At 37.0% G+C, this 13,211-nt stretch carries 12 protein-coding genes and 1 pseudogene; 9 read left to right on the top strand and 4 right to left on the bottom strand.

The features are described from left to right. Positions 1-412, top strand: a pseudogene (locus tag ABY905_RS07835) (4Fe-4S ferredoxin); the annotation flags it as partial. Positions 413-735: 323 nt separating this feature from the next. Further along, on the top strand, positions 736-1,971 hold the full coding sequence (locus ABY905_RS07840; protein ID WP_372642279.1) for a hypothetical protein: 1,236 nt from the start codon (positions 736-738) through the stop codon (positions 1,969-1,971). Positions 1,972-2,199: 228 nt separating this feature from the next. Here ABY905_RS07840 and ABY905_RS07845 read toward each other — a convergent pair whose 3' ends face one another. The 4 genes from ABY905_RS07845 to ABY905_RS07860 are packed head-to-tail and all read right to left on the bottom strand — an operon-like array spanning position 2,200 to position 5,452. After that, a complete protein-coding gene (locus ABY905_RS07845; RefSeq protein WP_372642280.1) occupies positions 2,200-2,610 on the bottom strand; it encodes a cytochrome c in 411 nt (136 codons plus the stop codon). Between the two features lie 19 nt (positions 2,611-2,629). After that, a complete protein-coding gene (locus ABY905_RS07850) occupies positions 2,630-3,202 on the bottom strand; it encodes a hypothetical protein (protein WP_372642282.1) in 573 nt (190 codons plus the stop codon). Beyond that, the gene (gene nrfD / locus ABY905_RS07855) at positions 3,199-4,551 is read right to left on the bottom strand and encodes an NrfD/PsrC family molybdoenzyme membrane anchor subunit (RefSeq protein ID WP_372642284.1); all 1,353 of its coding nucleotides are present in this window, start codon (positions 4,549-4,551) and stop codon (positions 3,199-3,201) included. The genes ABY905_RS07850 and nrfD overlap by 4 nt, the downstream gene beginning before the upstream one ends. 1 nt (position 4,552) lies before the next feature. Next, complete coding sequence (locus tag ABY905_RS07860) at positions 4,553-5,452, bottom strand: 4Fe-4S dicluster domain-containing protein (RefSeq protein WP_372642286.1); 900 nt, start codon at positions 5,450-5,452, stop codon at positions 4,553-4,555. Positions 5,453-5,773: 321 nt separating this feature from the next. Between ABY905_RS07860 and ABY905_RS07865 the strand changes: the two genes are divergently transcribed. From ABY905_RS07865 to ABY905_RS07895, 7 genes are all read left to right on the top strand, one after another. Further along, a complete protein-coding gene (locus ABY905_RS07865; RefSeq protein ID WP_372642288.1) occupies positions 5,774-6,319 on the top strand; it encodes a GNAT family N-acetyltransferase in 546 nt (181 codons plus the stop codon). A gap of 583 nt (positions 6,320-6,902) precedes the next feature. After that, the gene (locus ABY905_RS07870; protein WP_372642290.1) at positions 6,903-7,181 is read left to right on the top strand and encodes a cupin domain-containing protein; all 279 of its coding nucleotides are present in this window, start codon (positions 6,903-6,905) and stop codon (positions 7,179-7,181) included. A 117-nt stretch (positions 7,182-7,298) separates the two neighbouring features. Then, positions 7,299-8,264 carry a 23S rRNA (adenine(1618)-N(6))-methyltransferase RlmF gene (gene rlmF / locus ABY905_RS07875; RefSeq protein WP_372642292.1) on the top strand — a complete coding sequence of 322 codons (966 nt, stop codon included), beginning with the start codon at positions 7,299-7,301 and terminating at the stop codon, positions 8,262-8,264. Positions 8,265-9,168: 904 nt separating this feature from the next. Continuing rightward, positions 9,169-10,257: a hypothetical protein gene (locus tag ABY905_RS07880; protein ID WP_372642294.1), complete on the top strand. Its 1,089-nt coding sequence runs from the start codon at positions 9,169-9,171 to the stop codon at positions 10,255-10,257. A 137-nt stretch (positions 10,258-10,394) separates the two neighbouring features. After that, on the top strand, positions 10,395-10,559 hold the full coding sequence (locus ABY905_RS07885) for a hypothetical protein (protein WP_372642296.1): 165 nt from the start codon (positions 10,395-10,397) through the stop codon (positions 10,557-10,559). A gap of 191 nt (positions 10,560-10,750) precedes the next feature. Continuing rightward, positions 10,751-11,932 (top strand): Type 1 glutamine amidotransferase-like domain-containing protein, encoded by a 1,182-nt coding sequence (locus ABY905_RS07890; protein ID WP_372642298.1) that lies wholly within the window; start codon positions 10,751-10,753, stop codon positions 11,930-11,932. Between the two features lie 7 nt (positions 11,933-11,939). After that, a complete protein-coding gene (locus ABY905_RS07895) occupies positions 11,940-12,917 on the top strand; it encodes a DUF6624 domain-containing protein (protein WP_372642300.1) in 978 nt (325 codons plus the stop codon). Positions 12,918-13,211: the final 294 nt, after the last annotated feature.

The raw sequence follows: 13,211 nt of genomic DNA on the forward strand, positions 1-13,211 counted from the left end.
AAAGCTATACGAACCTGTTGAATTTATTTATGAGTTTTTAATGGATAAATTATCATTCGATAAGGTGAACGAGGTTGTTGCTATTCATGCAACCTGTACAACGACAAAAATGGGATTAACGCCTCAGTTGAGAACTGTTGCTGAAGCTTGTGCTCAACAGGTGGTGATGCCTGGTGAAGTGGGTTGTTGTGGTTTTGCTGGGGATAGGGGGTTCAATTTCCCGGAGATCAATAAATATGCCCTTCGTAAGTTGCGACCTGTATTGGACGAAAGCAAAGTTGTTGCGGGCTATTCAAATAGCAGGACTTGCGAAATTGGTTTGAGTAATAATGGCGGTGTTCCGTATCAGTCAATTATTTATCTGGTTGATAGGGTAACTCAAGCAAAATGTTTTGCTGAAGAAATAGTTTGAGAGTAGTTAGGAGGTGTCCTGCTACTGGTGTTGTGAGCATATACATAAGACAAATCGGACTCCAATAAAAGGTTTTTATTTGACTTAACTTTTAAGGACGTTCAGATTCTGTCTTAGGTGTATGATTGATTGTTGTGAAAATGCATATAAAACAGAGCTGATATTTTAACGAAGGATTTTTATTTGACTTAGCTTTCAAAGAAGGATCAGTTTCTGTTTTTATGTGCATTTAAAACCTTGTTTTAACCCTTGCAATAAAAACCCCAAAGCACCTGAGTTTGGTTGTCGAACAAACTTGAGTGTTTTTTATAAAAGATATGATGATGAAAAAGATTGTGATGATATTAATCGTTTTTGCTCCTTTGTTCAGTTTGGCGCAAAAAAAAGAAGAGATTAAAATTAAGCTGAGTGGTTTTGTATCAGCTGAAGCCATATTGGATACCAGAAAGACAGTGAATTCACGTGAGGGAGATGTTATCCTTTACCCAACTCCAAAATCTCTTGATATCAATGGTGCAGATCTCAATGACAGATCGGAATTGTTTATGACTTCTATACACTCCCGATTGAGTGTCGGTATTTCTGGTTTTGAAGCCTTCGGAGCCAAAGGTTCAGCAACCATTCAAGGTGATTTTGTTGGGACCTCAAATGATAAAATTGGTTTATTCCGACTGCGACATGCTTTTGTGAAATTAAATTGGGAGAAAGATGAACTATTGGTTGGTAAGTATTGGCATCCTATGTTTGTAACCTCTTGTTTCCCTAAAGTGTTGCATTGGGGAGGTGGCTTGCCTTTTAATGTTTTGGGAAGAGCGCCACAGTTTAGATATACCCGTAAATTAAGTAATAAAGGCTATGCGATGTTAGCCGTTTTATCTGAAATGGATTTTAAAAGCAACGGTCCTGAAGGTGCCAATGTGAAGTATGCCCAACAAGCCAGCATTCCTGAAATTTCAGCTCAAGTCAAGTATGATTTGGCGAAGGGATTCAGTCTGGGAGCGACAGCGGGATATAAATTCTTAAAACCTATGGTTGTTAATCCTATGGGTGCAAAAACTGATCAGCTTTTATCCAGCTATCAGATGAATGCCTGGATGTCTTTAAAGACCTCAAAAATAGCTTGGAACTTGCAAACCATCTATGGTCAAAACATGTACAACTTTGTCATGCTGGGAGGTTACGGCGTAAAGAATGTGAAAGCCAATGGCGATTATGAATATACAAATATCAAAACCTCGTCTGTATGGTCTGATGTGTATACCACTACAGGAAATGTTCGCTATGGCTTGTTTGCTGGCTATACGAAAAATCTAGGAGCAGATGATGATCTGGCTAAGAATGCTGAAGGTCTTGTTGGCCTTTACAGCCGAGGATCAGATATTGACTATGTGTATCAATTTGGACCTCGTGTGGAAATCTATTCGGGTAGTTTTATGATTGGAACACAAGTTTTATACACTTCTGCGGCATATGGTTCAACACAGGTTAATGGTCAGGTTAGTGATTCAAAAGAAGTAGGAAGCACACGCTTTCAGCTTCATCTTAAATATTCTTTTTAGTACATAGTAGTTTTTAGTTAATATGTTTGTTTTTCAAAAGTGGGTTTAATGTTTCATAAACCTATCTGTTCACTAGCCTCAGCCTTTGGTTGAGGCTAATTTTTTAGAAGTCTATTCCTGATATGATTATATCAAGCTATTAATAAATTTAGTGATTAAAGATGGTTGTTGTGAGGCAATTCCTGCAATAAGACATTAAGGGCTTATTGCAGGAATTCTTTATAGGGTTTATTTATTGAGTTTTCTGAGGTAATTAACCAATAACCAGCGGTCTTCATCATCTCTTATTTTCTTTTCATAGGAAGGCATTTCATCCCGACCAAAAATGGTTTTGTAATAGAGCTCTCCATCGGTTTGAGATTGAACCTCTTTGCTGGTGAAATCAGGTATTGCAGTTTTCAATGATTTGCTTTTAGTCCCGTCTCCAATACCTGTCTTCCCATGGCATGATTTGCAATGTACCACATAGAGTGTTTGACCAACTCTACCTGAGTCTTTGTCTCCAACATAGGGGTTTTTCATTTTTTGATATTTTGCTGGTACTTCCCAGCTCTCACTTGATGAAAATGGTTTAATAAAAGCCATTAAAAATAAAGTTGAGACTCCAATTAGTACGATTACTAAAGTTCTTGTATTCATAGTTCTTATTTTTAAATGATTACTCCTTTTTAATCAGATACATCTCGTAGCAGATGTAGAAGATAATGCCCCATACTCCTAATAATAAAGCGTTGACTAAGATTAATAAAGGCAGGGGTGCATTTGCCCGTGCAGCCCAAAGCGACCTTTTCTCCTCTGATCTATCGTATAGAACGGGAATGCCCCATTTTACCTTTGTGTATATGCTGGTATCTCTTATAATTTCAGCATCTTCAATTTTTATAATGAGATTCAAATTACCTATTGAGTCACCTGGCAGATCTGAAGGAAATTGAATTTCAACCAAACCCTTTTCATCAGTTGTATTGAATCGATCCCCAACGGGTAAATTCGTAAATAAGCGTTCAACATAGAGTAAGACATCTAATTCTTCCACAGGATTGAGATCTGAACCATTTCGTTGAAAAACCTGAATAGCGACTCGCTTATCTGATTCATCATCAATAAACCTGTATTGAATTTCTGCTGATTTCTTCTGAGAAAAAACAGCAAAACTACTCAGTACAAAAAACATTAAAAAGAGTTCTCTGAGTAAAAAGTCATTTGGCCTTATGGTGATATTTTTTTTCATTTGTCAGTAGATTGATCTTCTTCGTTATCTTGATGATTGATATATTCCTGAATGGGTATGATGGGAAATAGTTTGAGCAGAACGGTAATGATGAGCAAGACACCTGCAAATGAAGCCAGGGTAATAGCCCATTCTTCCCAGGTTGGATAATAATGCAAATACGACTCATCCACATCCTGAATGGGAAGGTAAGGGTGCTGTAGTGATGGAATAACAATGAGAAATCTTTTAAACCATGCACCCATAAGAACAAAACAAGAAACAATCATGATGACAAATGGCTTGCGACCAGGCTTAAACAGCATAACCAAAATGGGCAACATGAGTCCGGGAATCTGAACCAGCCAGTACATTGTAGCATAGTCGCCACTAAAGAGTTCAGTGATATGTTCTCCTTCAACACCAACCATTTTAAAGGCTGGCCCCAGATACTCGTTGATATTGAAATACAAATACACCAAGGACAGCAGTACGAGGATTTTACCCATTTTGTCGAAATGATCATTAGTGATAAAATCTTCAAGCCTAAACGATCTGCGAATAAAAAACATGGCAATAATAATAACAGCAGCTCCCAGCATAAAGGCTCCGGAAACAAAATAGGGCCCTAAGTTGGTGCTATCCCATCCTGGGCGCCATGTGGTTGCAAACAGCCAGGACGTGATGGTATGGATGGCAAATGCCACAGGAATCACCATGATTTCGAGAATTGTAGAGGTCTTTTTTAAACGTCTCAATTGTCCAGGTTTATTTTGCCAGTTAAGAGCCAGAATTTTGTACATTTTCTGTCTCCATATTGAAATGTTTTTCAAGCGGTCGCGACAGAGAGCAATATCTGGCAGCATAGGCAGATATAATAAAAGGACACTAATAACAAGGTAGGTCATAATAACCAATACATCCCATATAATGGGAGATTGTATCCTTCCATAGATAATGACATTTAAAAAACGGTCAGGGCGCCCCATATCAACAATAATAATAACAGCTGCGCAAATGATTGCCGCAACGGCGATTATTTCTGAAATCCGGGTTAAGGGATAGGACCATTTAACTTTTGCCAGTTTTAAAATAGAGCTAACTAACGAGCCTATCAGACTGACGGCAACAAAGAATACGAAATTTGATATATATATTCCCCATGAGGTATAGTCTCTCATGGATGTGACAATTAGACCAAATCGGAGTTGTCGGTAATAGGCAAAACAACCTACGGAAATGATGATTAAAAGTGCGATGATCCAAATCTTAAAAATAGGATTTGGGCGCCCAACAGTACTTAGGAGCTTTTTTATCACATGCTCATCACGCTGCTTCATGTCTTGCTGTGTCGTGTTATTTTTAGTCATATTAGGCTTTTGTATCTTTAAATGGGAATAAGCGGTCAACCGGAGGCAGGTAATAAACATTAGGTTCTGTGCCCAATTCCTCCAGATATCTGTAACCCGCTTTATCACGAAGGAGTTTACTTAAACGGACTGTTTCCTCCCCATTTGTAACGGTATCTTCATTGGCATCACCAAAATACAGAACCCCATTAGGACAAGCTGTAATACAGTGAGGGAGTTTTTTTTCTCTGATCATATCAGGACAGAAATCACATTTTTCTACAGTCCCAATTTTGCTCGGCGTACTTGTCTCAGGAGAATATTTCATGTTCATAACCTCTTGGCTTTGTTTGGGCTTGCCCCAATTAAATACGCGGGCAGAATAGGGACATGCAGCCATACAGAACCTGCAACCAATGCACCTTTCATTATCTATAAGAACAATATTATCCGATCGTTTATAGGTCGCTCCCACGGGGCATACTTTAACACAGGGAGGATTGTCGCATTGAAAACATTTTTTTGGCATCCAGTAGGGAGCAGATCTGGGGTTGTCCTGGATTTCGAGCACCTTAATAAAAGGGCGATCAGGCGTTAAATTATGATGGTGTTCGCAGGCTCTGATACATTCCCGTGCATTTTTGCATTTGGCCAAATCGACCACCATTACAAATTTTCTTCCAGGAATGCCTTTTCGGGATTCTTCTACATTTGCAGGATGGGGATGTGCTATGGTCATATGGGCTTCATTTACTTCCATGAGTTTCCCTTCAGGTGTCATCACTTTAATAATTTTCCCTTCGGGTTTTGATGAAGAAGTACACGAGAGTAGTTTAACACCAAGTATTGAGCCCAGACCAAGAAGTCCGGTGTATTTAATCAAACTTCTTCTGGTAAAACGCTTTGTTTCCTTCTTTTTCATTCTGCAGATTTTGTTTTGATTGAAGTGATTTGTCAAGATGCCAGGTGTTTAGCCTCTAATAAATATACAAAATAATTACTCAATTATTTAATCGAAATTAACATGACCTATTCTTAAAGAGGCTTTTAAACTTGAAATTTTACTAAACGAACATCCTTTTTTACAATTAATTCATTTAGATTAATTTAAAAGTTGAGGCATGTTGATATGATGAATTATCACTATTTTTATCCATCTCATATTTAACTGGTAAAATTCCCCTTGATAGATATTGGAATTAAATGAAGTCATATTTTGTTGTCATGAAAAGAACAGATATCGATGAAAAATAAATTAGAAATAGATGCCGAAAGACTGGTATTGAGGAGGGTATGTAGAGAGGATGCAGAAGCTATATTTAAATACCGCTCAGATGCTGTGACGAACCAATATCAAGCTTGGATTCCAAAAACGATTGATGATGCTCAAACTTTTATTTCTAAGGTTGCTGAGACAATCGATGAGTATGATACCTGGTTTCAATTTGGTATTATCAATAAAGATAATGGTGAATTGGTAGGCGATTTGGGCATTCACTTTTTTGATACAGATAAGTTTCAGGTTGAGATTGGTTGTACGCTAGCAAAAAGTCATCGGGGAAAAGGATTGGCCTCTGAGGCTTTAAAAGCCATTATTAAGTATCTTTTTGAAGATTTGAATAAACGACGCATCACTTGTTCTATCGACCCTCAAAATCAAGCTTCTATTAAGATGGTTGAAAGACTTGGTTTTAGAAAAGAGGCACATTTTAAACAGAGTGTTTTGATTGATGGTGAGTGGTATGACGATGTGATTTATGCTCTTTTGAAAGATGAGTGGAGCAAGTAATTAAGCTTTGTCATGACCTGTTCATAAGCTTATTAAGTTATTTTTGCTGAGACTTGTAGATGTTTTTTTTTGCATAATAAAATTTGTTGGAAAGCCCTGAAAGGGTAATACTTGAATAACCGTCCATGCAATGGACGGTACATAGTAATCAGAATGAAAATCCCTGAAAGGGGTTAATTATTTTCGATTAACTGTTTTCCCCCTTCATGGAAAATGTTTTTGCAGCATTACAATCACCTATTCTATATGTGGTTACTTAAATTTAGCCACCTTCGGGGCTATTTATATGATTTTAACAAATAATATAGAACCCCAGTAATCTGTGAAAACCGAGCATGCGAGCTCGACGAAGTCAATTTGTGTAATCTGTGGTTTAAAATAAAGAACAGTTTTTTGAATGGATAAAAGTAGAAGCCTGCGGTTTGAGCGAATATATTTCAAAACAATTAACTGCGAAGTACACGCAGATCGCTAAGTTTGTTAAAAAAGTACAAGATGTAAATCAACTTCGCGTTCGTTGCGTTCTCTGTGGTAAAAACAAATACGAGTTTATCATTATATAATTAAGTTGTTAAAGTAGCCTATGAAACGAAAGACATCATTTGGAACGATGGAGACCTTGTTTGAGAAAGATGGACAGGTTGTAAGTGAGATTCTTGTATTCGAGAAAGAAGGTAGTGGGCACAAACACCCCCTTTGGGAGATATGCTACGTAACCGAAGGGCAAGGCATTATTGTAGATGGAGATAATCGCGAAGAAGTAAAGAAAGGTTCGGTCTGCAAAATTTCGCCTAATACCAATCATTGGATGATTCCTGAAGATCATATGGAGGTCTTATTGGTCTATTCGCCCAATCCATAGAAATCGAATCGCAGCTTTGTGGTCATTATCCTTAAAATAGTCGTATTTTTGCAGATCGATGATGGCTTAATTTGAGCCGATCGAATATTGATTATTCAAATTACAGATTATAAAGCTATGCTTCCAGATAAGAAAGAACACGCTAAGATAAAATCAAGATTACACCCTCGCAATAAGAATAGAGAGCGTTACGATTTCAAAGAATTACTAAAGTCATGTCCTGACTTAAAGCCTTTTGTGATACCGAACAAGTACGACGATCAATCTATTGATTTTGCAGATCCAAAGGCCGTGAAAATGCTGAATAAGGCTTTGTTGATGCATTATTATGGCTTGGAGGAATGGGATATTCCAGAGAACTACTTATGCCCACCAATTCCTGGTAGAGCTGATTACATTCACTACATTGCAGACCTTTTGTGCAGTAGCAATTTTGGTGAAATGCCCAAAGGCGAGAAGATTACCTGTCTCGATATTGGTATTGGAGCCAATTGCATCTATCCAATTATAGGACGTACAGAATATGGCTGGTCTTTTATTGGAACCGATATTGATCCTATTGCTCTAGCTTCTGCTAATAAAATAATCGAATTGAACCCAACGCTTAAAGGTGGTGTGGAGTGCCGACTACAGCCTAGCAGTAAGGATTATTTTTACGGTGTGTTTACTCGTGAAGAGCGTGCCGACCTGACGGTTTGTAACCCACCATTCCATGCTTCAGCAGAAGATGCACTTGCTGCTTCGAAACGTAAAGTGAATAACCTAAATGAGGAGAAAGTAAAAACACCAACATTAAATTTTGGTGGACAGCAAAACGAATTGTGGTGCGAAGGTGGCGAAGGTCGCTTCTTGAAAACGATGATTTCGGAGAGTAAGAAGTTTGGTAAGAGCTGCTTTTGGTTCTCGAGCCTTGTTTCTAAGCAATCGAATTTAAAGTTGGTCAACAAAATTCTGCAGGATCTTGGTGCTGAAAAGGTGGAGACCATTCCTATGGGCCAAGGAAATAAAACCAGTCGTATTGTGGCTTGGACATTCCTGGACGCTGAAGAGCAAAAGGATTGGAGAGAGACTCGCTGGAAGTAATTCAAAACAGATAAAAAATATAGAAGAGGATGATCAGTATTGGTCATCCTCTTTTTTTATAGAAAAAGTTAAGAAACATTTCTATTTCATTAGTACCTATAAGATTCTGATAGGATAGGAAACCCTCCTCGTTTTGTTCATTAATGTTTTGATTGATTCACCAATTTAAAACCTCCTCGAAGAAATAGTAGCGCTGATATTTTTATCAGTAGCCCTGATATTTCTTCGAGGAGGTCTTCCTCAGTCTTGTAGTAGTGCTGATATATTTTATAGTAGGCCTACTGAGTCCTTTTGTCGTGCTAATATATCACTGAGGGGGACTACTGCAACTTGTAGTAGCGCTGATATTTTTATAAGTAGCTCTGATATTTCTTCGAGGAGGCCTACTCAGTCTTATAGTAGTGCTGATATTTTTCTCAGTAGCTCTGATATTTCTTCGAGGAGGTCCTCCTCAGTCTTGTAGTAGCGCTGATATTTTTCTCAGTAGCCCTGATATTTCTTCCAGCAGGACTACTCAGTCTTATAGTAGTGCTGATATTTTTCTCAGTAGCTCTGATATTTCTTCCAGCAGGACTCCTATTTGTTGCAGTAGCGCCAATATATCTTTCAGAAGTGCTAATGGTTTATTAAACAGAGCTTGCTAATGAGAGGAGTGAAATTTATGCCATAGATTGTGACTGTATAGTTATTATGTAGAGTCTTTCTATTTTATATAGACTTGTGGTTTTACATCTGTTTATAATACTGTTTACTTGTAAGAATTCTTAATTTTAAGATTCAAATCTTGAAGGTGTTCTTATCCCTCCAATATGGCAGGATAACAAGGCCTTTTTAAATGATATATGAGAAATAACAACCATATGGTTGTTTTAAACAAGTTATAAGCAACCAAAAAAACGCAAGAATGTATAAGCACGCACATTTTTATACTTTTTCATACAACCTAATTATTGACCCTAAATCAATAAATCAAGCAGTTTATTTTGACTATAAAAAACAACGTGTCAAATTAAATATTCCATATAAAACGTACCCTTACAATCACGATTTTACTTACAAACCTATATTCTATAAAAATTCAAAAGGGACTAAAATCAATTTGCCCATAACAAAGGGAGTTTGTCCTTATCCTGTTTATGATGAAAACTTGGTATTCATTGGAACCTATATTCAAGCTAATGAAGTTTTCAGCCTGAAAGGTGCTTCATTTATGAGATTGTCGAATGACGCTACCGACAAACATTTTAAATATTCCCCCGTTGACACATTACGGTTCGAAACAGTATCTAAATTTAGTTTTGATACACCAAAGTTCATAAGTGACTTCATTGGACAACTCAGAAATCTATCTGGGCAATTTTGGCTCGGAAAACCAATACTAATGACTGAAGGAGTGACAATCGAAGGTAAAATTAAAACAAATGGTATTTTAGATAACTTCCAAATTCATTCTAATTTGATTAATGTGGTAAGGTATAACAAAGGAATACCAGTAAATCTTCAAATTTGGAAAGAAGCAATCGAGAACGTTGTAAATGAAAACAAACTTGATTTCTCAAAAAGCTTATTTTTAGATGCAATATATGAATTTGCAAATAATAACAAGAGAGCTGTAGTTTTAAATCTTGCAAATTCAATTGATATAAAGATTAATCAATTATTCAAAAGTTTGCAATTAAAACTTGATTCAGATGATGAATTTGATAGAGCAATTTTTGTTCGTAATCATAGACCACACAAAAAAGTTAGTAGCACGTATATTCCTGGTTTAATCAGCGAGTTCTTAAAGCACATCTTAAATGTAGATTACTCACTAGTTTGTCCAGAATATTTTGAATTCATAAAAACATTTTGGCTTGAAAAAAGAAATATTGTAGCACACGGTGGTGATATAGAATTAGATGATAGCGAAGCAACTAACATTCTTGATGCAAGTGAAAATCTTCTTTTGTGGTTGAATGAAATAAAAGATGAAATTAATGAAAGCTTATAACAATGTATAAAAATAATAGCCGCGACTGTAGTAAAATCAGATGTTGTAGCCCGCTCCAACTTTTGTGTATCTTGACAGGAATGAAGCACGCAATCGGCTACTATTCTTATACGAACCGTTAAAATAAAACACCTCAAATGAAAAAAAGAACTTTTGATATTATAGTCATCCTTCTGATTGCTATTTTATTAACGACGCTCAATGAGTTCGGCTTGCTTGAAAAATCAGCCAAGTTCATGTTTATCCCTATTTTAATATTCTACTATTTAGGTCAGTATTCGGTACGGAAAACTAAAAAATAAGGTAGAATTAGTAAAACACATTGATACAGACTACTAGCCGAAACCACTAAAGGGGCTTATTGGTACGGTTTTGGAAAAGTCCCATTCATGGGATTTAGGGGTAGGGAGCTGGAGCAAAGCGGAATTCGACGGAGTCTATTTAGACGTGAAAAAAGTAAAGAAAAACCTAAAAAATATTTCAACCCAAACAAATGAAGAAATTCCTCTTATTTATTTTACTGGCATGCATTTGTCAGATAACATTCTCACAAAATCCTAAAGATACAGAAGCCCCCGATCAGGCGATTTTTGTTTATGGTGGTAATATGAATCTGAAATTCACACGTTATGTCGCGGAACTGACCCAAAAGGAAGATCCCAAAATCTGCTTTGTGCCTACTGCCAGTGCCGATAACGAGAGTAATATTAAACTGTGGCAGTCCTATTGTGAAAAGTTGAATATTGAGCCTCATGTGCTAAAAGTATGGGTGGCTTCTGATGAAGCCAATCTATCATTCGAAGAACAGTTGCTGGCTATGGATGCAATAGTTGTGGGTGGTGGTAACACCTTAAACATGTTGGCCATTTGGAAAGCCCAAGGCATTGATCGGATTATGAAACAAGCCCTTAAGAAGGGAATTATCCTTGCAGGTGGATCTGCCGGTTCTATCTGTTGGTTTCAATCGGGCATTAGTGACTCACGTCCTGTGAACCTATCGGTGGTTGAAGGTTTGGCTTTTTTGCCCTATAGTCATTGTCCTCACTATGCCAAAGAAGAAAAGAAGACCCTGTATCACCAAATGATAAAGGATAAGAAAATGGCATGTGGTTATGCTTGTGACGACCGTGCTGGTATTCTTTTCAAAAATGGGAAGGCAGTTGAGTTCATTAGTCAGAGTGATTTGCATAATTCCTATATGGTGAAGATGGAAAATGATAGGGTACAGGCAAGGAAAATAGAATCAAAATACCTGCTTAAGCCCAATGCACTTGCTAAGAACGAATTTACCTCCGTATCGGTCAATAAGAAATTAAAGGATTTGTTAGATATGACCGATAAAGCGGATCCCTTATATGCATTTGTGTCTGAGATGAAAAAGGTACGATTAAACAAGGAGGGGATCAGTGAAGCTGAAAGGAATAAGGTTTTAAATCTAAAGGTTAAAAACACCTTCTTGTATGGAGATAAATTGTTGGGTGTTCTAAATGACTTTTATGACGATTTTGATGGCATGTGGTATTTTTACAAGCATAATGGGAGATGGAAAAGTATTGGAGAAGATATTGGTGGCAACACCCTATTTGAAAGTGAAATAACATTCCGGGAAAGAGCCAAAATGTGTATTGAGAGTGGAGTGAAAAAATTTAACCAGACACTAACTACTAAGAATTAAATACGAAATGAGACTAAGCATCCTAATCCTATTATTGACTACAACAATCTGTTTTGGACAAAATCATGAAAAGTATGCTGCGTGCACCAAGCAAGCAGAGAAGCTTTACGATTTAAACGAATTTCAGAATTCTGCAGATAAGTACAAAGAGGCCTTCGACTTGATTGATGGTAAAGCATCTTCTTCTTCTGATAGATATAATGCTGCCTGTTCTTATGCATTAGCTAAAGATGTTGAATCTTCTTTTTCTCATCTTTTCCGACTTGCAAAGAGCAGAGCTAAGTATAACAAGTATGGTCATATCAGTATTGATACTGATTTGAATATCCTGCATCAAGACGAACGTTGGGAAGAACTGCTTGCCATCGTAAAGGTAAATAAGGATGAGGCAGAAAAAGACTTCGATAAGCCTTTGATGGTTAAGTTAGATTCCATACACGATAAAGATCAAAAGTGCAGAGGTGAGCTTCGTAAGATTACTGAGAAGTTTGGTAGGCAATCGGATGAGTTAAAAGCCCATTGGAAAATTATCCTAGAGAAGGATTCCATTAATCTTGTCAAAGTAGAAAAGATTCTAGATGAAAGAGGCTGGTTAGGTTCTAATGTGATTGGAGGGCAGGGAAATATGACTCTCTTTCTGGTCATTCAACATTCTGATCTTGAAACTCAAGTGAAATATCTACCTATGATGCATGAGGCCGTTAAAAAAGGGAATGCTAGAGCAAGTAATCTAGCCCTATTGGAAGATAGAGTAGCCTTACGACAAGGAAAAAGACAAATCTACGGTAGCCAAATACATTCAGATAAAGAAACAGGCGAAATGTATGTGGCTCCCTTAATCGATCCTGAAAATGTGGACAAAAGACGTGCAGAAGTCGGTCTTGGAAAACTTGCCGAATATGTAAGCAATTGGAAACTAATTTGGGATGTGGAGAAGCATAAAGCACGTACAGCTAAAATTGAAGCAGTAAAAAAAGTGCAATAGTGTTTTACATTGAAAGATGAAAAGAACCATCTCGCCTTCGTGCCTCAAGCACTCCTACTTTTTAAGGAGGAGAATTTGTGTGTGTTACAGACGCGATTAATCGCGTCTGTACAGACGGTGGATATTTTCCCAAAATAAAGAATCAAATTTTCCTTTGTTGAGAAAAATAAATTAAGTAGCATTCAATAAAATGCTACTTTTGTTTTTCAAATACAAAACAACAAACGATTAGAGAGAAAGATGAGTGTAGATTTTATATTTATGTTGACAAAGGATGATCAGACCGTATCTGAT

This window comes from Ancylomarina sp. (assembly GCF_041555295.1).
GTDB lineage: Bacteria > Bacteroidota > Bacteroidia > Bacteroidales > Marinifilaceae > Ancylomarina.

Excerpts from the sequence above, each read along its gene's own strand:
- ABY905_RS07840 (WP_372642279.1), top strand. The coding sequence starts at position 736 with ATGAAAAAGATTGTGATGATATTAATCGTTTTTGCTCCTTTGTTCAGT.
- ABY905_RS07845 (WP_372642280.1), bottom strand. The coding sequence starts at position 2,610 with ATGAATACAAGAACTTTAGTAATCGTACTAATTGGAGTCTCAACTTTA.
- ABY905_RS07850 (WP_372642282.1), bottom strand. The coding sequence starts at position 3,202 with ATGAAAAAAAATATCACCATAAGGCCAAATGACTTTTTACTCAGAGAA.
- nrfD (WP_372642284.1), bottom strand. The coding sequence starts at position 4,551 with ATGACTAAAAATAACACGACACAGCAAGACATGAAGCAGCGTGATGAG.
- ABY905_RS07860 (WP_372642286.1), bottom strand. The coding sequence starts at position 5,452 with ATGAAAAAGAAGGAAACAAAGCGTTTTACCAGAAGAAGTTTGATTAAA.
- ABY905_RS07865 (WP_372642288.1), top strand. The coding sequence starts at position 5,774 with ATGAAAAATAAATTAGAAATAGATGCCGAAAGACTGGTATTGAGGAGG.
- ABY905_RS07870 (WP_372642290.1), top strand. The coding sequence starts at position 6,903 with ATGAAACGAAAGACATCATTTGGAACGATGGAGACCTTGTTTGAGAAA.
- rlmF (WP_372642292.1), top strand. The coding sequence starts at position 7,299 with ATGCTTCCAGATAAGAAAGAACACGCTAAGATAAAATCAAGATTACAC.
- ABY905_RS07880 (WP_372642294.1), top strand. The coding sequence starts at position 9,169 with ATGTATAAGCACGCACATTTTTATACTTTTTCATACAACCTAATTATT.
- ABY905_RS07885 (WP_372642296.1), top strand. The coding sequence starts at position 10,395 with ATGAAAAAAAGAACTTTTGATATTATAGTCATCCTTCTGATTGCTATT.
- ABY905_RS07890 (WP_372642298.1), top strand. The coding sequence starts at position 10,751 with ATGAAGAAATTCCTCTTATTTATTTTACTGGCATGCATTTGTCAGATA.
- ABY905_RS07895 (WP_372642300.1), top strand. The coding sequence starts at position 11,940 with ATGAGACTAAGCATCCTAATCCTATTATTGACTACAACAATCTGTTTT.